19 protein-coding genes are annotated in these 17881 nt (G+C 72.5%); 12 read left to right on the top strand and 7 right to left on the bottom strand.

Going from position 1 to position 17881, the window contains the following annotated elements:
* Positions 1–8: 8 nt before the first annotated feature.
* Both AB0924_RS12495 and AB0924_RS12490 read left to right on the top strand, forming a co-directional pair.
* Positions 9–527, top strand: a complete 519-nt coding sequence (locus AB0924_RS12495; protein WP_358927729.1) for a hypothetical protein — start codon at positions 9–11, stop codon at positions 525–527.
* 131 nt (positions 528–658) lie between these two features.
* Complete coding sequence (locus tag AB0924_RS12490; RefSeq protein ID WP_351671639.1) at positions 659–856, top strand: hypothetical protein; 198 nt, start codon at positions 659–661, stop codon at positions 854–856.
* Between the two features lie 108 nt (positions 857–964).
* On the opposite strand, the gene AB0924_RS12485 is transcribed toward AB0924_RS12490, so the two are convergent.
* Complete coding sequence (locus tag AB0924_RS12485) at positions 965–2374, bottom strand: DUF2252 domain-containing protein (RefSeq protein WP_366911339.1); 1410 nt, start codon at positions 2372–2374, stop codon at positions 965–967.
* A 185-nt stretch (positions 2375–2559) separates the two neighbouring features.
* Between AB0924_RS12485 and AB0924_RS12480 the strand changes: the two genes are divergently transcribed.
* From AB0924_RS12480 to AB0924_RS12445, 8 genes are all read left to right on the top strand, one after another.
* On the top strand, positions 2560–3234 hold the full coding sequence (locus AB0924_RS12480) for a DUF308 domain-containing protein (RefSeq protein WP_358927734.1): 675 nt from the start codon (positions 2560–2562) through the stop codon (positions 3232–3234).
* A gap of 221 nt (positions 3235–3455) precedes the next feature.
* The gene (locus AB0924_RS12475) at positions 3456–3959 is read left to right on the top strand and encodes an SHOCT domain-containing protein (protein ID WP_358927736.1); all 504 of its coding nucleotides are present in this window, start codon (positions 3456–3458) and stop codon (positions 3957–3959) included.
* 33 nt (positions 3960–3992) lie between these two features.
* Positions 3993–4424 carry a hypothetical protein gene (locus tag AB0924_RS12470; protein ID WP_358927738.1) on the top strand — a complete coding sequence of 144 codons (432 nt, stop codon included), beginning with the start codon at positions 3993–3995 and terminating at the stop codon, positions 4422–4424.
* Between the two features lie 37 nt (positions 4425–4461).
* A complete protein-coding gene (locus AB0924_RS12465; protein WP_366911338.1) occupies positions 4462–6375 on the top strand; it encodes a glycoside hydrolase family 15 protein in 1914 nt (637 codons plus the stop codon).
* Positions 6368–7894 carry an MFS transporter gene (locus AB0924_RS12460; RefSeq protein ID WP_366911337.1) on the top strand — a complete coding sequence of 509 codons (1527 nt, stop codon included), beginning with the start codon at positions 6368–6370 and terminating at the stop codon, positions 7892–7894. The genes AB0924_RS12465 and AB0924_RS12460 overlap by 8 nt, the downstream gene beginning before the upstream one ends.
* 62 nt (positions 7895–7956) lie before the next feature.
* A complete protein-coding gene (locus tag AB0924_RS12455; RefSeq protein WP_366911336.1) occupies positions 7957–8832 on the top strand; it encodes a methylenetetrahydrofolate reductase in 876 nt (291 codons plus the stop codon).
* 97 nt (positions 8833–8929) lie between these two features.
* Positions 8930–10411 carry an AlkA N-terminal domain-containing protein gene (locus AB0924_RS12450; protein WP_358927746.1) on the top strand — a complete coding sequence of 494 codons (1482 nt, stop codon included), beginning with the start codon at positions 8930–8932 and terminating at the stop codon, positions 10409–10411.
* Positions 10412–10422: 11 nt separating this feature from the next.
* Positions 10423–10905, top strand: coding sequence for a methylated-DNA--[protein]-cysteine S-methyltransferase (locus AB0924_RS12445; protein WP_358927747.1), 483 nt, complete (start codon positions 10423–10425; stop codon positions 10903–10905).
* Here AB0924_RS12445 and AB0924_RS12440 read toward each other — a convergent pair.
* On the bottom strand, positions 10902–11663 hold the full coding sequence (locus AB0924_RS12440) for a Sir2 family NAD-dependent protein deacetylase (protein ID WP_366911334.1): 762 nt from the start codon (positions 11661–11663) through the stop codon (positions 10902–10904). The genes AB0924_RS12445 and AB0924_RS12440 overlap by 4 nt on opposite strands.
* A 92-nt stretch (positions 11664–11755) precedes the next feature.
* Between AB0924_RS12440 and AB0924_RS12435 the strand changes: the two genes are divergently transcribed.
* Positions 11756–11956, top strand: coding sequence for a DUF2191 domain-containing protein (locus AB0924_RS12435; protein WP_366911333.1), 201 nt, complete (start codon positions 11756–11758; stop codon positions 11954–11956).
* Positions 11957–11960: 4 nt separating this feature from the next.
* Here AB0924_RS12435 and AB0924_RS12430 read toward each other — a convergent pair whose 3' ends face one another.
* Positions 11961–12455 (bottom strand): NUDIX hydrolase, encoded by a 495-nt coding sequence (locus AB0924_RS12430; RefSeq protein WP_358927752.1) that lies wholly within the window; start codon positions 12453–12455, stop codon positions 11961–11963.
* Positions 12456–12483: 28 nt separating this feature from the next.
* On the bottom strand, positions 12484–13557 hold the full coding sequence (locus tag AB0924_RS12425; RefSeq protein WP_366911332.1) for an ADP-ribosylglycohydrolase family protein: 1074 nt from the start codon (positions 13555–13557) through the stop codon (positions 12484–12486).
* Between the two features lie 165 nt (positions 13558–13722).
* On the opposite strand from AB0924_RS12425, the gene AB0924_RS12420 reads away from it, so the two are divergent.
* A complete protein-coding gene (locus AB0924_RS12420) occupies positions 13723–14859 on the top strand; it encodes a glycerate kinase (protein ID WP_358928080.1) in 1137 nt (378 codons plus the stop codon).
* Between the two features lie 147 nt (positions 14860–15006).
* Here AB0924_RS12420 and pssA read toward each other — a convergent pair whose 3' ends face one another.
* The 3 genes from pssA to AB0924_RS12405 form a co-directional block, all read right to left on the bottom strand.
* Positions 15007–15825, bottom strand: coding sequence for a CDP-diacylglycerol--serine O-phosphatidyltransferase (gene pssA, locus AB0924_RS12415; RefSeq protein WP_366911378.1), 819 nt, complete (start codon positions 15823–15825; stop codon positions 15007–15009).
* 22 nt (positions 15826–15847) lie between these two features.
* Positions 15848–16504 carry a phosphatidylserine decarboxylase gene (locus AB0924_RS12410; protein ID WP_199212681.1) on the bottom strand — a complete coding sequence of 219 codons (657 nt, stop codon included), beginning with the start codon at positions 16502–16504 and terminating at the stop codon, positions 15848–15850.
* 170 nt (positions 16505–16674) lie between these two features.
* The gene (locus AB0924_RS12405) at positions 16675–17880 is read right to left on the bottom strand and encodes an acyl-CoA dehydrogenase family protein (RefSeq protein ID WP_358927757.1); all 1206 of its coding nucleotides are present in this window, start codon (positions 17878–17880) and stop codon (positions 16675–16677) included.
* Position 17881 lies beyond the last annotated feature (1 nt).

Genomic DNA, 17881 nt, shown 5'->3' with positions numbered 1-17881 from the left:
ATGTGCCGATGTCCTCGACCCGCCCGACCACCGCACGGACACAACGTGACAGCCGCCGCAGCCACGCCGACTACACGGGCGCCGTCTACGGATCGATGCTCGCCGCGTCGGTGGTCATCGGCGCCGGCGGCCTGGGCAAGTTCCCCCGGGTACAGCTGGTGCTGCTGCTGGTGCTCACCGGTCTCGTCTTCTGGGTCGGGCACGTCCACGCCACGCTGTTCGGCGCCCGGCTCGCACAGCGGTCGCTGACCCGGCCGACCATACTGCGGGTGTGCCGCGAGGAGTGGCCGATCGTGGAGGCGGCCGTCCCGCCGGCCCTCGCCGTCGCGGTGAGCCCGCTGCTGGGACTGGACGTGGCGGGCGCCGTGTGGCTCGCGGTCGCGGTGGCCGTGGCCGGCCAGGTGGGCTGGTCGGCGGTCGGCGCACGGCAGGCGGGAGCGTCCTGGCGGCTGGTGTCCGTCACGGCGGCGGTCAATCTGCTGCTCGGCCTGGTGATCATCGCCTTCAAGATCGCGCTGACCCACTGACGCCCCCGCACCCGCCCGGTGTCCCCGGCCACCGTCCCCCGTATCACCTGCGCCGGGTGAGGTCCGGGGCGCGGGGGGCGGAGCAGGATCGCAGGTGAGACCGCAGGCGGCCCGCGGCGGGAGAACGGCACATGCGCTATGAGATCCGCGTCGATGGACACATGTCGGAGACCCTGACCAAGGCCTTCCCCGAACTGGACCATGTGATGATGTCCGGCCAGACGGTCCTGTTCGGGCGGATCATCGACCAGGCGCATCTCTACGGGCTGCTGGTCCGCTTCCAGTCACTGGGACTGCGGGTCGTGGAGATGCGGCAAGTCCCCGAGTGAAGGCCGGGGTTCGACCCTGGCCCGCCCCCTGGTCCGCTGGCCCGCCCCCTGGTCCGCCCCCTGTCTCCGCCGCCTCGACCCGCCTCCTCCCCGGCCTGCCGCCGTGACTCACACATCCGCCGCCCGGATCCGCCCCGAGCGCGCGGCCTCGCCCAGCGCCGCGAAGTCCCGCTCGTTCTGGTCCGCGTACGCCTGCGCGAAGTGGGGCAGCGCGCGGTCGAAGCGGTCCCCGCCGCCGAGGTAGGCGGCGATGGCGACGGGGTCGCCGGAGCGGGCGTGGGCCCGGGCCAGCGAGGCCCCGCACACCTGGCCGAACAGGTTCAGCAGAGGCGGGTCCATGGTCTCCGGGCGGACAATGCCCTTCCAGTCCCGCAGTTGGCGCACGTAGAAGTCCCGGCCCCGCCCGTCGAGGCCGATGACATGGGTCCAGCCCAGGAAGATGTCGCTGGTCGTCTGGATGAGCCGCTGGCCGGCCACCACCCGGTGCCCCTGGTTGTCGTACCGCTCCCCGTCCGTGTACGGCGCCAGCACCGACTCCTGGGCCTCCTTGGCCTGCAGCAGCAGGGGATCGTCGTCGTCCCGGCCGAGCAGCAGCAGGATCCAGCAGCGGGTGCCGACACTGCCGACGCCCACCACCTTGCGGGCGGCGTCCACCAGCCGGTAGTGGCCCAGCAGATGCCGCCGCTCCGAGGGCAGCGTGCGCGCGTACTGATCCAGCAGCGCCTGCAGGTACCGGTCCTCCTGCTCCGCCGGTCTGCCGGCCTCCAGGTCCCGCAGGGGAGTGATCAGCGGCGGGTCCGCCGCGATCCGCCGTCCCTGCGGCGTGAGCGTGGTCAGCTTGGCGAAGGCCTGCACATAGGTGCGTGAGCGGGCGCGCGCGGTCGCCTGTTCGGTACGGCGCCTGCCCGCCTTGTCCATCGAGGAGGCCAGCAGCGCGCGCATCCGGTCGGCGTCGTCCTGGGCGTACCAGATGTCGAGCGTGCGCAGGCGGGCGAACTCCCGCATCCGCTCCCGGTAGGCCCGCACGCAGCGGAGCACGGCCTCGTTCTGCTGCCTGACCGAGAAGCCGTCGGCCCGGCCCGCGATCACGAAGCTGGCCGCCAGCCGCTTGACGTCCCACTCGAACGGGCCCGGGAAGGTCTCGTCGAAGTCGTTGATGTCGAAGACCAGATGGCGCTCCGGTGAGGCCAGCAGCCGGAAGTTCAGCAGGTGGGCGTCGCCGCACAGTTGCACCTGGAGCCCGGTGCGGGGCAGCGGACCGAGGTCCGTCGCCATGACCGCCGCGGCGCCGCGGTAGAAGCGGAACGGGGACTCGAGCATCCGGCCGTAGCGGATCGGCACCAACTCCGGTACCCGGGTGGCGGACTGACGCTCCAGCACCTCGACCACGTCCGGCCGGTCCGGCGCGGGCCCGAAGACGCCGTGGCCCGAACGCGGGACGCGGGAGCGGGCGTTCCTGCCCCGGGCCGCGCGGTCGGCCAGTGACCGGGAGACGGTGACGGCACTCGGTGCGGTCATGATGTGGGCCCTCCTCGTGCCTCACCCCCGTGCCACTCCACCCCACCGTTCCGGCCGGTGGGAGGGATCACCCACCACGGGTGATCCCTCGCCCCTGCCGGAGCGGAATGCTTGCCGCTGAGGGGTTCGCGCGCCGCCCCACCGGCGGCCCGGCAGACGCCCCGTCGGTCACGCGAGGAGGAGCCATGACCGAGCCGCGTGGTACGACACCGGGCACCGGACCGTCGCATGCGTTCGGCGGGGCGGCCGCGGGACCGGGGCCGGGGCCGGGGGAGTCCATGACGGTGCTCGCCCGGTCGTGGCTCTGGATCCTGGGATCGGCGCTCGTGACGCTGGTTCCGGGGGTCCTGATCCTCGTCTGGCCGGACGAGACCCTGCACGTCCTGGCCGTTCTCATCGGCCTCTACCTGTTGCTCATCGGCGCCCTGCGATTCGTCACGGCCTTCTCTCTGGAGGGAGCCGGGGAACGGCTGCCCGGGCTGCTCATCGCGCTGCTGTTCGTCCTGGCCGGGGTGCTCTGCCTGCGCAACCCGCTGCAGACCATCACCGCGCTGTCACTGATCGTCGGGCTCGCCTGGCTGACGTCGGGCATCCTCACGCTCTACACCGCGATCTCCGCCGAGGACCTCCCGCACCGCGGGGTGGTCCTCGGCGCCGCGCTGCTCGGCATCGTCGCCGGGATCGTGGTGCTGGTCCTGCCCACCGAGTCGGCGCGGGCGCTGACCCGGCTGCTCGGGCTGTGGCTCGTGCTGCTGGGCCTGGTCGAGCTCGCGGTCGCCTTCGCCTGGCGGTCGGCGCTGCGCGGCGCGGACCGCCAGGCGAAGGCGACCGCACGGGCCACCCCGCCGAGCGCGTCATGAGACACCCCGTGCGACGCCACGCCGGGCGACCCCGGCTCGCCGCCGCGCGGGCGCCCGGCGGTTTTGGCCCGCCGCTCCGGGTGCCGCCGGACGGCGGTGGCGCAGCGGCCACGATCACCCGCCTCGGGTGAGGTCACCACGCCCCGCCCCGCGCACGCTGAGATCGGCACACACCGGCCCGGTCGGCTCGACAGGGCCGGAGCCCCGGACTGAGGAGAGAAATGAGCGCGCAGACCTACCTCGCGTACGACTATCCACTGCTGAGCGCCTTCTGGACGATGCTGGTGTTCTTCCTGTGGATCATGTGGTTCGTCCTGCTGTTCCGGATCATCGTCGACATCTTCCGCGACGACGGCATGAACGGCTGGGCCAAGGCCGGCTGGACGCTCTTCGTGATCGCGCTGCCCTTCCTGGGCGTCCTCGTCTACCTGATCGCCCGCGGCAAGGGCATGGGGAAACGGGAGCAGGAGCAGGCGCGCGCCCAGCAGGCCGCCTTCGACTCCTACGTCCGGGAGACCGCGCTGGGCGGCGCGGACCGCAGGAGCAGCGCCGACGAACTCGCCAAGCTGTCCGAGATGCGCTCGCGCGGCGACATCAGCGACGACGAGTTCCGCAGGGCCAAGGAACTGGTCCTCAGCGGCGGCGGCACGGCCACCGGCACCGCCACGGGCTCGGGGACGGCGCAGCAGCCCGCTCGCGGGGTACCGACCTCGTCCGGACACTGAGCACCTCCCACCACGACGAATGGAGGCACTGGTATGACCGCGTCACCGCGCACCAGCACGCACACCCGGACCGCCGAGCAGCAGTGGGCCGGTGGCCTGACGGCCTTCGCGGGCATCATGCTCATGATCGCAGGGCTGCTCAGCCTGTTCCGCGGCATCATGGCGATCGCCCAGGACGACGTCTTCGTTTTGACCCCGAACTACGTCTTCAAGTTCGACCTCACCAGCTGGGGCTGGATCCACCTGGTACTCGGTGTGATCGCGGTGGCCGTCAGCGTCGGTCTGTTCGGGCCGTCGATGTGGGCACGGGTCGCCGGCGTGGCCATCGCCGGGCTCGTCATCATCGCGAACTTCCTGTCCCTGCCGTACTACCCGGTCTGGTCGGTCCTGATGATCGCGCTGTCCGGCTTCATCATCTGGGCCCTGTGCGTCGTCAAGCGTGACGACGCCTCCGCGATGACCTAGAGGGCCACGCGCCGTCACCGGTGCGCGAGGAGGACGCATGGACAGGTATCCGCCCATCGCGGAGCACGGAATGGTGGGTGACCTCCAGACGGCGGCCCTGGTGTCGTCCGGCGGAACCGTCGACTGGTGGTGCACCCCCCGTTTCGACTCGCCCAGCGTCTTCGCCTCACTGCTGGACAGCGAGCGCGGCGGTCACTGTCGGCTGGCGGCGGAGCACCCGGAGGGCGACGGGATGTCGGTGCGCCAGCTGTACCTGTCCGACACGGCGATCCTGGTCACCCGGTTCATGGGGCCGGGCGGCGTCGGTGAGGTCGCCGACTTCATGGTGCCCATCGACTCGCCGGAGCCCACCGACCGGCACCGGCTGATCAGGGTCGCCCGGGTCGTGCGGGGCACCCTGCCCTTCGTCCTCAGCTGCCGGCCGCGCTTCGACTACGGGCGCGCCCGGCACTCCCTCGCCCTCACGGACGGCCACGCGGCCGTCCTGCGGGGCCCGGGCACGGACCTGCACGTCCAGACCACCGGCGGCATCACGCTGCGGGCCGACGAGGACGACGTCACCGCCCGCTTCACCCTCTCCGCGGGTCAGGCCGCCGCCGTCGTGCTGACCACCACGGAGGGGGTAGCCCCGGTGCCCGAGGCGCCGTCCCTCTCCGGCGTCGCCGAGGACGTGGAGCGGTGCCGCGACTTCTGGCTCTCCTGGCTGCGGTCCTGCACCTACCGGGGGCGCTGGCAGGAAGCGGTCAACCGCTCGGCGATCACACTCAAGATGCTCACGTACGCGCCGACGGGGGCACCCGTCGCCGCGGCCACCATGGGACTGCCCGAGCAGGTCGGCGGGGAGCGCAACTGGGACTACCGCTACACCTGGATCCGGGACGCCTCCCTGTCCGTGGGGACCCTGATCGACCTGGGGTTCGTGGAGGAGGCGTACGCGTTCCGCCGCTGGCTGCGCGACCGAGTCGAGGCCGGCGGCACCGCCTCGGGCGACCCCCTGCAGATCATGTACCGGGTGGACGGCGACCCCCATCTGACCGAGGAGATCCTCGACCACCTGGAGGGCTATCGCGGATCACGGCCGGTACGGGCCGGCAACGCGGCCGCCGACCAGCTCCAGCTCGACATCTACGGCGAGGCCTCCGACGCCTTCGTGGTCGGCGAGGACGTCGGCGCGATACGCGGCTGGAGGGCGCTGAGAGGTGTGCTGGACTGGCTGGCGGACAACTGGGACCGGCCCGACGAGGGCATCTGGGAGACCCGCGGCGGCCGGCAGAACTTCACCTACAGCCGGCTGATGGCCTGGGTTGCGTTCGACCGGGGCATCCGCGCGGCCACCGAGTTCTCCCGGCCTGCCGACATCGAGCGCTGGACCGCCGCCCGGGACGCGGTCTTCGAGCAGATCACCGAGCGCGGCTGGCACGACAAGCGGAAGGCTTTCGTGCAGCACTACGACACCGACGTGCTGGACGCCTCGCTGCTGCTGATGCCCCGGGTCGGCTTCCTCTCCCCGCACGACCCGGACTGGATCAGCACCCTCGACGCCATGGACGAGGAACTGGTCAGCGACAGCCTGGTCTACCGGTACGACCCCGCCGCGTCCCCCGACGGACTGCGCGGCTCCGAGGGCACGTTCAACCTCTGCAGCTTCCTCTACGTCGAGGCGCTCGCCCGCTCCGGCCGGCTCCTGCAGGCCCGGCACGCCTTCGACAAGATGCTCACCTACGCCAACCACGTCGGCCTGTTCGCCGAGGAGATCGGCCCCTCGGGCGAGCAACTCGGCAACTTCCCCCAGGCGTTCACCCACCTCTCCCTCGTCACCGCCGCCATGGCGCTCGACGAGGAGCTGAGCCGGGCGAGCACGATGCCGAGCGACGGCGGAACCCGGCACCCCGGCGTCCACGGCTTCAAGGTGCCGCCCGAAACCACGGACGGAGGCACCGAGGGTGACTGAGCAGCCGGTGCCGGCCAAGGTCCCGCCGGGGGAGCGGCGGGTCCTCGCCGCGCTGGCCCTCGCCCAGTTCATCTGCAGCTTCGCCGGCTCCAACATGAACGTGATGATCAACGACATCAGCAAGGACCTGGACACCACCGTCCAGGGGGTGCAGGTCTCCATCACCCTCTTCCTGCTGGTCATGGCCGCGCTGATGATCCCCGGCGGCAAGATCACCGACCGCTACGGCCGCAAGCGGTGCTTCCTCGCCGGTCTCGTCGTCTACGCCGTGGGCGCACTGCTGTGCGCGGGGGCACCGGGGCTCGGTGTCCTCATCCTCGGCAACTCGATCCTCGAGGGCGTCGGCACCGCCCTGCTGATCCCGCCGGTCTACATCCTCACCACGCTGCTGTACCCCGACGTCACCTCCCGCGCCCGGGCCTTCGGGGTCATCATGGCGCTGGGCGGCATCGGCGCGGCGGCGGGTCCGCTGATCGGCGGACTCATCACGACCGGCATCAGCTGGCGGGCGGCCTTCGTGTTCCAGGCGCTGGTCATCGCGCTGATCGTGTGGCTGAGCCGCGGTATCGAGGACCCCCTGCCCCCGGACCCGCACCGCGCGTTCGACACCGTGGGAGCGGTCCTGTCGGCCGCCGGCCTGGTGCTCATCGTCATGGGCATCCTGGCGGCGGACAACGACGTCTGGCTGATGATCGCGCTGCTCGTCCTCGGCGGCCTCGTCCTCGCCTGGTTCTTCCGGTCCACGCGCGCGAAGGAACGGGCCGGCCGCGAGCCGCTCCTCTCGCTGAGCCTGTTCCGCGACCGCACCTCCAACCTCGGGCTCATCACGCAGAACGTGCAGTGGCTGCTGCTCATGGGCACGTCCTTCACGGTGGCCGCCTACCTCCAGGTGGTCCGCGGCTACGACGCCATCCAGACCGGAGTGATCTTCACGGCGGCCACGCTCGGGCTGCTGCTGACCTCGCTGGCCGCCGAGCGGCTGGCCCAGCGGCGGTCGCAGCGGACCCTGATCATGGCCGGCTTCGCGCTCTCCGTCGCGGGCGTGGCGGTCCTGGTCGCCCTGGTCGCCGCCTTCTCCACCGCCTGGGCCTTCGTACCCGGGCTGCTGTTCATCGGGCTGGGACTCGGCGTGATGCTGACCCCGTCGGTGAACGTCGTCCAGTCGAGCTTCCCGGAGGAGCGGCAGGGCGAGATCTCCGGCCTGTCGCGCAGTGTGTCCAACCTCGGCTCGTCCTTCGGCACCGCCATCGCCGGCACCATCCTGGTCGCCGGGCTCACCACGGGCGCCTACGCCGCCGCGATGATCACCCTCGGCGTGATCGGCCTCGGCGGCCTCGCCGCGGCGGCCCGGCTGCCCCGCGCGCCGGGCGGCACGGCGGCCGGGGACGCGACGGCCGGCACCGCGCCGGGGACCGCGACGGCCGGCACGCCGCCTGGGACCGGGGCGGAAACAGGCGCGGAACCGCCGGTCCCGGACCCCGTGCGCCCCCCTGCTCCGCGCCGCCCGCACCGCGCGTGACATCATCGGCCCCGGTCAGGACCGACGCCGAAAGCGGTGGCAGGAGCCGCACGAGGAGCACGATGAACCCCGGTCTCACCGCCCCGCCCGCGGTGGGCACCTCGCTGCTGGACGACTTCTCGCTGGAGATGACCGGCAAGGACGTGCCGAAGCTTCAGGAGGCGCGCCACAGCATCCCGCCGGGCACGCGGATCAACGTGACCTTCCTCGCGGGCGAGGACCTCGCCACCCGGCTGGCCGCCGCCCGCGCGGTCAAGCGGCTCGGCTTCGTCCCGGTGCCGCACATCTCCGCCCGCCGCCTGCCCTCCCGGGGCCACCTGGAGGAGTTCCTGGCCGGCCTGGCCGCGGACGGCACCGCCGAAAACGTGTTCGTGGTCGGCGGCGACCCCGCCCGCCCCGAGGGCCCGTACCCGGACGCCCTCTCCGTCATCCGCACTGGCCTCCTCCAGCGGCACGGCGTACGCCACATCGGCATCAGCGGCTATCCGGAGGGGCACCCCGCGATCACCGACCGCACGCTGTGGTCGGCGCTCACCGACAAGTCGTCGGTCCTCGACGCCGAACGGCTCACCGGCGACGTCATCACCCAGTTCGGCTTCGACGTCGACCCGGTGCTCGGCTGGCTGGAGGCCGTCCGCGCCCGGGGCGTCGCCCTGCCGGTCCGCATCGGCGTACCCGGCCCCGCCGGGGTCCGCCGGCTGATGACCTACGCCACCCGCTTCGGCGTCGCCACCAGCGCCGCCGTGGCCCGCAAGTACGGCTTCTCGCTGACCAACCTCATGGGCACGGCCGGCCCCGACCGCTTCCTGCACGCCCTCGCCCGGCGCCACGACCCCGCCCGGCACGGCAGGGTGAAGGTGCACTTCTACACCTTCGGCGGGCTGCGGGCCACGTCCGAGTGGATAGCCCGGTTCCGGCACGGGGAGCGGACGGGCTGACCTTCGGGCGGGGCGAACCGGCTGCCGCCCGGCCACCGCGACGTACGTGTCGGATTCCCGCCAGCGAGCGCCCCCCGCGGTGACCGATCCTTGACCCATGCAGACAGGGATGCACCTCGACCGGGAGCACTGCGTGAGCGCCGTGCGCTCCAAGGACGCGCGGTTCGACGGATGGTTCTTCACAGCCGTCCTGACCACCCGCATCTACTGCCGGCCGAGCTGCCCGGCCGTCCCGCCGAAGGCGGAGAACATGACGTTCCTGCCGAGCGCGGCGGCCTGCCAGCAGGCAGGGTTCCGGGCCTGCAAGCGCTGCCGTCCCGACACCAGCCCCGGCTCCCCGGAGTGGAACCAGCGCGCCGACCTGGTGGCCCGGGCGATGCGGCTGATCGCCGACGGGGTCGTGGACCGCGAGGGAGTACCCGGGCTGGCCGCCCGGCTCGGCTACAGCTCACGGCAGGTCGAGCGTCAGCTCCTCGCCGAGCTGGGCGCCGGACCCCTCGCCCTGGCCCGGGCCCAGCGGGCGCAGACCGCGCGGCTGCTCGTCGAGACGACCCCGCTGCCCATGGCGGAGATCGCCTTCGCGGCCGGCTTCTCCTCCATCCGCGCCTTCAACGACACCGTCCGCGAGGTCTTCGCGCTCTCCCCGAGCGAGCTGCGCGCCCGGGTGCCGGGAAACCGCGCGGCGAGCACCCCCGGCACCCTCTCGCTGCGGCTGCCGTTCCGGGCCCCGCTGAACCCCGACAACCTCTTCGGCCACCTCGCCGCCACCGCCGTACCGGGCGTGGAGGAGTGGCGGGACGGCGCCTACCGGCGCACGCTGCGGCTGCCGTACGGACACGGCATCGTCGCCCTCACCCCGCGCCCCGACCACGTCGCCTGTCGTCTCACCCTCGGCGACCCGCGCGACCTGACCGTGGCCATCAGCCGCTGCCGGCGCATGCTCGACCTGGACGCCGACCCCGTCGCCGTCGACGAGCGGCTGCGCGCCGATCCACTGCTCGCGCCGCTGGTGGACCGGGCGCCCGGCCGCCGGGTGCCGCGCACCGTCGACGAGGCCGAGTTCGCCGTCCGCGCCGTGCTCGGACAGCAGGTCTCCACGGCCGCCGCCCGCACCCACGCCGCCCGCCTGGTCATCGCGCACGGCAAACCCCTGGACGACCCCGAGGGCGGCCTCACCCATCTCTTCCCGTCCCCCGAGACACTGGCCGCCGTGGACCCCGAGACCCTGGCCATGCCCCGCACCCGCCGCGCCACCCTCACCACCCTGGTGCGCCAACTGGCCGACGGCACCCTCCACCTGGGCGTCGAGTCCGACTGGGCGGAGGCCCGGGCCCGCCTGCTCGGCCTGCCCGGCTTCGGCCCGTGGACGGCCGACGTCGTCGCCATGCGGGCCCTCGGCGACCCCGACGCCTTCCTCCCCACCGACCTCGGGATCCGGCGCGCCGCCCGGGAACTGGGCCTGCCCGCCACCCCGGCCGCGCTCACCGCCCGCGCCGAGTCCTGGCGCCCCTGGCGGGCCTACGCGGTCCAGTACCTGTGGGCGACGGACGGCCACCCCATCAACTTCCTGCCCGCCTGAGGAGCTTCACCGTGAAGAAGCACACCGTCATCGACAGCCCCTACGGGCCCCTCACCCTCGTCGCCGAGGACGGCGTCCTGTGCGGCCTCTACATGGCAGGGCAGCGCCACCGCCCGGCGCAGGAGACCTTCGGCGACCCCGACGACACCCCCTTCGCCGAGGCCGGGGAGCAGCTCTCCGCCTACTTCGCAGGCGAGCTGAAGGAGTTCACCCTCGAACTCCGGCTGTCCGGGACCTCGTTCCAGCGCGGCGTCTGGGACCGGCTGACCCGCATCCCCTACGGCGAGACCCGCTCCTACGGCGAACTCGCCACCGAGCTGGGCAACCCCAGGGCCTCCCGCGCGGTCGGGCTCGCCAACGGCAGGAACCCGATCGGCATCATCGTGCCCTGCCACCGGGTCATCGGCGCCGCGGGCGGCCTCACCGGCTACGGCGGCGGCCTCGACCGCAAGCGCCGCCTGCTCGACTTCGAACGGGGAACGGCCCTGTTCTAGCGCGCGCCGCGCGACCGTTCACGCCCCTCCTCGGGCGTGCCCAGCCGGCCCAGCAACGCCGGCAGCGCCGTGCCGATCGGCTCGCGGACGACCTCGTCGGCCAGGTCGTCGTACGGTGTCGGCTCTGCGTTGACGATGATCAGCCGCGCCCCGTGGTCGGCGGCCACGCCCGCGAGGCCGGCCGCGGGCTGGACCTGGAGGCTGGTGCCGACGGCGATGAAGATCTGGCAGGCCTTGGTGATGGCGACCGCCTCGCCGAGGACTACCGGGTCGAGCCGTTCGCCGAACATCACGGTCGCCGACTTGAGGATGCCGCCGCACTTCAGGCACGGCGGGTCGTCCTCACCGGCCTCGACGCGGGCGAGGGCGTCCTCCATCGGCCCCCGGGCATGGCACCGGGTGCACACCACGCTCCGTGCGGTGCCGTGCAGCTCCAGCACCTTGCGGCCGGGCAGCCCGGCGAGCTGGTGCAGCCCGTCCACGTTCTGGGTGATGACCCTGACCGGGACCCCGGAGCGCTCCAGCCCGGCCACGGCCCGGTGCGCGGCGTTCGGCTCGGCGTCGCGCGCCCCGCTCGCGCGCCGCATCAGCCACGACCGCCGCCGGATCTCCGGATCGGCCATGTAGTACTCGTACGTCACGAGCTTCTCGGCCTCCGGGTCCCGCCGCCACAGCCCGTTGGGGCCGCGGTAGTCGGGAATGCCGGAGTCGGTGGAGATGCCGGCCCCGCTCAGCAGGGCGACGAGGGGCTTGGTCATGTGGCCGAGGGTAGGACGGCGATCGAGGGCACCGCGAGCGGATATCTCCGGGTACGGTCTCGGCGACGGGCGCCGGCTGTTAGCGTCCCGGCATGGCCAAGGTGACCGTCTCGCTCGACGCCCAGCTCGTCGTCGAGGTCATGGTGCTCGCGGGGGTCGGCAACCCGCAGGACGCCGTGGAACTCGTGGTCCGTGACTACATCCAGCGCGGGCACCGCACCGAGGCACGCGTCGCCGAGCCCGAGGAGGCGCTGCGCGACGTGGACGCCGGGCCCCCGGACCCGGAGGGCTGAACCCTCAGGCGACCCGGTGGCCGTTCTCCAGCTCCGCCGTGCACGCGCCCTCCGCCAGGACGTCCAGCGCGGCCAGTACCCGGCGGCCGAGGGCGCCGGGCAGGTGGTCGGGGAGGTCCTCGCGGGGCACCAGACGCCAGGACAGGAGTTCCTCCTCCTGCAGCCGGATGGCGTCGAACTCGGTCCCGGTGAGGACTCCGCCGTCGTACAGGTACGCCACCAGCGGTGGCCGGCCCGTGCCGTGCACCCAGTCCACCGCCAGCAGCCGGCCGAGCTCCCGGTCCAGGCCGATCTCCTCGAGCGTCTCGCGGCGGGCGCCCTGGCGCGGGGTCTCCCCGTCGTCGGACTCGACGGTCCCGCCCGGAAGGGCCCACCCCTCGCGGTAGTTGGGTTCGACGAGCAGCACCCGCCCCTCGGGGTCCCGGAAGAGCGCGGCGGCCGCGGCGAGGACCCGCGGCAGGCTCGCGATGTACGCGGCGAAGGTGTCCGTGCTGGTCATCCAGGAAGGGTATCCGGATACCGGATGGCTAAAGCCCGGCTGTCGCCAGGCGCACGGTGCGTTCGGCCAGTGCGCTGATCCGTACCCCGTCGAAGCCGAAGACGGCGCTGCGCACGGTGTCCCGCAGCGGCTCCGTCCACTGGGCCGGGATCGCGGCCGCGCCGGTCATCACCCCGGCCACCGAACCGGCCGTCGCGCCGTTGGAGTCGGTGTCCAGGCCGCCGCGGACGGTGAGGGCGATGGTGCTGGTGAAGTCGCCGTCGCCGTACAGCAGCCCGGCGGTCAGGACGGCCGCGTTGGGGACGGTGTGGATCCAGCCGAGGCCGGCGGTCTCCTCGGACATCGTGTCCAGGGTCTCCGCCCAGGACAGCCGGGTCCCGTGCAGGGACGTCACCCGGCGCACGGTACGGGCCAGCCTGCTGCTCGCCGGGATAACGGCCAGCGCGCTCTCCAGCGCGTCGCGCACGTCCGGCGCGGTGAACGCCGCGGAGATCAGCGCGGCCGCCCACATCGCCCCGTAGACGCCGTTGCCGGTGTGGGACAGCACCGCGTCCCGGCGGGCCAGCGAGGCCGCACGGCGCGGGTCGCCGGGGCAGGTCCAGCCGTGCACGTCGGCCCGGATCAGGGCGCCGATCCACTCCTGGTACGGGTTGTCGTACGTCGCCGTCAGCGGCGGCTTCAGACCGTTCGCGAGGTTGCGGTACGCGGCCCGTTCCGCGGTGAAGGTCTGCAGGTACGGCAGCCCGAGCAGCCACAGGTCGCCGACCTGCTCGGTGCTGAAGCCGAAACCGTGGGTCTCCAGCAGGTGCAGGCCGAGGATCGCGTAGTCGACGTCGTCGTCCCGGCAGCTTCCCCGCACGCGGCCGCGCACGCACCGGCGCCACTCGGGCCGCAGCAGGGCGGCGTCGGCCGGGTCGGTGGGCTCGGGCAGGTAGTCGGTGAGCGGCAGCGCCGCCGCCCGGCGCAGATAGCGGTCGATGCGCGCGCGTGTCCACACCTCGCCCTGCTCGACCGGCTTGCCGAGCATGTTGCCCGCGATCCGGCCGAGCCAGCCGCCGTGGACGCGGTCGGCGAGGTCCGGCCCGTTGTCGAGGTCACCCATGGCTGGTGCCTACCCGCTTTCCCCGGCCGCCTCCCAGCCGTTTCCCACGGGTCGGGCAGGGCATGGCGGCGCGGACGTCCTGCGGTTAAGGTCACAGCGGCGCGACTGGCCCCGACGTGCGCGGGGCCCGGAGAGCAAGGGGAATGCAAGGTGGCGGACGCTGCAGTGAACGGGACCCGTCGGGTGCTCATCGCCGCGGACAAGTTCAAGGGCTCACTGACGGCCGTGCGGGTCGCCGAGCGGGTCACGGCCGGGCTGCGCCGGGTCGTGCCCGATCTGGAGGTCGAGGCGCTGCCGGTGGCCGACGGCGGCGACGGCACGGTGGACGCGGCGGTCGCGGCCGGCTTCGAACGCCGTGAGGTCCGGGTGGCCGGGCCGCTCGGGCAGGAGGTCACGGCCGCGTACGCGCTGCGCGACGGCGCCGCGGTCGTGGAGATGGCCGAGGCGAGCGGGCTGCAGCGGCTGCCGGCCGGGGGGTTCGCGCCGCTGACCGCGTCGACGTACGGCTCCGGGGAACTGCTGCGCGCCGCACTGGACGCGGGCGCGCGGACGATCGTGTTCGGCGTCGGCGGCAGCGCCACGACGGACGGCGGCGCCGGGATGCTGTCGGCGCTGGGCGCCCGGTTCCTGGACTCGGACGGGGAGCCGGTGCCGCCGGGCGGCGGCGGCCTCGCCGCGTTGGCGCGGGCCGACCTGACCGGCCTCGACCCACGCCTCGACTCGGTGGAACTGGTCCTCGCCAGCGACGTCGACAACCCCCTGACCGGCCCGAAGGGCGCGCCCGCGGTGTACGGCCCGCAGAAGGGCGCCACTCCGGACGACGTGACCGCCCTGGACGCCGCGCTCGCGCACTTCGCCGAGGTGCTGGAGACCACCGTGGGCCCGCGTGCCGCCGACTTCGCGGCGGCGCCGGGCGCGGGCGCGGCCGGCGGCATCGGCTACGGCGCCCTCCTGCTGGGCGCCCGGTTCCGCCCCGGGATCGAGGTGATGCTGGACGTGCTGGGCTTCGCCCCGGCGCTGGCGCGCGCCTCGCTGGTGATCACCGGTGAGGGTTCGCTGGACGAGCAGACCCTGCACGGCAAGGCTCCGGCGGGGGTCGCCGCCGCGGCCCGGGCGGCCGGCAAGGAGGTCGTCGCGGTGTGCGGGCGGCTCGCCCTGCCCGAGGAGGCGCTGCGGCGGGCCGGGATCGGCCGGGCGTACCCGCTGACGTCCGTCGAGCCGGACGTCGCGAAGTGCATCGCCGACGCGGGGCCGATCCTGGAGCGGGTCGCGGAGCGGATCGCGCGGGACCTGCTGCGCTGAGGCCGGGGCGGGAAGCCGCCTTCCGCGACTCGGTGCTGTCCGGAAGTCCTTGATCGGCCGACGGGAACCGGGCAGCTCCTGCACGCGAAACGGGTGTGGCCCGAGTCCTCAGGACTCGGGCCACACCCGTCGGTGCCGGCGAGGGCGCTAGGGCAGCTGGGCCGCCCGCGACTCGCGGCGGTTGTCGCGGAAGTTGTTCACCCGGCGGGCCGTGGCGAACAGCGGGATCACCGCGCCCATGACGAGCTGCAGCGCGCAGCCGGTCTGCAGGAGCAGCTGCCCGCTCGGGGCCTCGAAGGCCCAGGCGGCCAGGAGGCCCATCGACAGGACGATCCAGGAGAGCATCGCCCCGGCGAGGCGGCCGCGCGGCTTCGGGTACTCGACGCGGCTCACCATCAGCCACGCGGTGCCCAGGATCGCCAGCAGGGTGGCCACGAAGGGCAGCTCCAGCAGGACGATCGAGACGACCGTCAGCGCGCCGAACGGCGAAGGCATGCCCTGGAACGTGCCGTCCTTCACCGTCACGCAGCTGAACCGCGCCAGCCTGAGCACCACCGCGAGGAGCACCACGATCGCCCCCAGCGCCGCCACCCTCTGGTGCGCGTCGTCCGCGACCATGCCGTAGACGAGGACGAAGTACGCGGGCGCCAGGCCGAAGCTGATCAGGTCCGAGAGGTTGTCCAGCTCCGCGCCCATCGGCGACGAGCGCAGCTTCCGCGCGACCAGGCCGTCGAACAGGTCGAAGACCGCCGCGCAGAGCATCAGGATGACCGCCGTGGCCGCGCTGTGGCGGGCCATGCCGGACTCCTGGCTGCCGGTGAGGTGCGGGATCAGGATGCCGGTGGTGGTGAAGTACACCGCCATGAACCCGCACGTGGCGTTGCCCAGCGTCAGGGTGTCCGCTATCGACAGGCGGAGAGAAAGAGGCATCTCCTCCTCGTCGTCCACGTCGTCGGCCTCGGGCACCCAGCCCGCCTGGGTCTCCGGATCAATCACGGTCAATGCGAGTCACCCCAGCCACGGTCTTCTGTCCGACCTCGACCGCGACCTCCACGCCCTCGGGCAGGTAGAGGTCGACACGCGAGCCGAAGCGGATCAGACCGATGCGGTCGCCCTGCTCGACCTTCGTGCCCTCGGGGATGTACGGCACGATGCGGCGGGCCACCGCGCCGGCGATCTGGATCATCTCGATGTCGCCGAGTTCGGTGTCGAAATGCCAGACTACGCGCTCGTTGTTCTCGCTCTCCTTGTTGAACGCGGGAACGAAGCCGCCGGGGATGTGCTCGACCGACGTCACGGTGCCGGCGAGCGGCGCGCGGTTCACGTGCACGTTGAGCGGGCTCATGAAGATCGCGACGCGGGTGCGGCCGTCCTTCCACGGCATGATGCTCTGCACCACGCCGTCGGCGGGCGAGATGACCCGGCCGGGGGCGATCTCGCGCTCGGGGTCGCGGAAGAACCACAGCATGCCCGCCGCGAGAGCGGTGACGGGCACGGCGACGGCCTTGGCCGCGCCCGAGCGGCGGGCGCGGGCCAGGCTGAGGGCTGCGGTGGCGACGGTCGGGAGAAGCCACGGCGATGCTCCGCGCGCGAGGCGTGCGCCTACCAGGCTGTCGCGGTGTGCAGAGGTTTGGCTGTGGGGCATGGATGACCTTCGTAGCGGATGATGCCGCGCTCTGACGGGGGACGGCGGCTTTCTCGGGATCGTACCGGTCGCAGGTCACAACTGGGCAAGCCAGGAAGCCGAGTCGGCGGCTGAAGGGTATCGACGGGGTGTGATCTTCTTCTCGAAGAAAACACCCCGTTTCCGGACAATCAGCCCTGGAATCGATACTCCTCGAGCAGCCTGCGCCCGATGATCATTTTCTGGATCTCGGCGGTGCCTTCACCGATCAGCAGCATCGGGGCCTCCCGGTAGAGGCGCTCGATCTCGTACTCCTTGGAGAAGCCGTAGCCGCCGTGGATCCGGAAGGCGTCCTCCACGACCTCCTTGCAGTACTCGGAGGCGAGGTACTTCGCCATGCCTGCCTCGAGGTCGTTTCGCTCCCCGGAGTCCTTTTTGCGTGCCGCGTTCACCATCATGGCATGCGCGGCCTCGACCTTGGTGGCCATCTCGGCCAGCTTGAACTGGATGGCCTGGTGCTGGGCGATCGGCTTGCCGAAGGTGTGCCGCTGCTGGGCGTACTGAACGCCCAGCTCGAAGGCGCGCTGCGCGACTCCGCAGCCGCGGGCCGCCACGTTGACGCGGCCGACCTCCACTCCGTCCATCATTTGGTAAAAACCTCGGCCGGTGACCCCGCCGAGCACCCGATCGGCCGGAACCCGCAGGCCGTCCATGATCAGCTCGGTGGTGTCGACGCCCTTGTAGCCCATCTTGTCGATCTTGCCCGGAATGGTCAGGCCGGGGCGGACCTCACCGAAGCCGGGCTCCTTCTCGACCAGGAAGGTCGTCATCGACTTGTGCGGGGCCGTGCCCTCGGGGTGACCTTCGTCACTTCGGACCAGAACGGCGACGAGGGACGACGTTCCGCCGTTCGTCAGCCACATCTTCTGGCCGTTCAGGACGTACTCGTCGCCGTCCTTCACCGCCTTCGACGTGATCGCCGACACATCGGAGCCGAGGCCCGGCTCCGACATGGAGAAGGCGCCGCGGATGTCGCCGGCCGCCATGCGGGGCAGGAAGTGGTCCTTCTGCTCCTGCGTGCCGTGCTGCTTGAGCATGTACGCGACGATGAAGTGGGTGTTGATGATGCCGGACACCGACATCCAGCCGCGGGCGATCTCCTCCACGCACAGCGCGTACGTCAGGAGCGACTCGCCCAGGCCCCCGTACTCCTCGGGGATCATCAGACCGAACAGGCCGAGTTCCTTCAGGCCGTCCACGATCGCTTGCGGGTACTCGTCGCGGTGCTCCAGCCCGGTCGCGACCGGAATGATCTCCTTGTCCACGAAGTCGCGGACGGTGGAAAGGATCTCCTGCTGGACGTCGGTCAGACCGGCGGTCTGGGCGAGGCGCGCCATG

This window comes from Streptomyces sp. NPDC047869, from assembly GCF_040704065.1.
Classification (GTDB): domain Bacteria; phylum Actinomycetota; class Actinomycetes; order Streptomycetales; family Streptomycetaceae; genus Streptomyces.
Note: the sequence above shows the minus strand (reverse complement) of the source record. Positions and strands in the feature narration are given on the sequence as shown.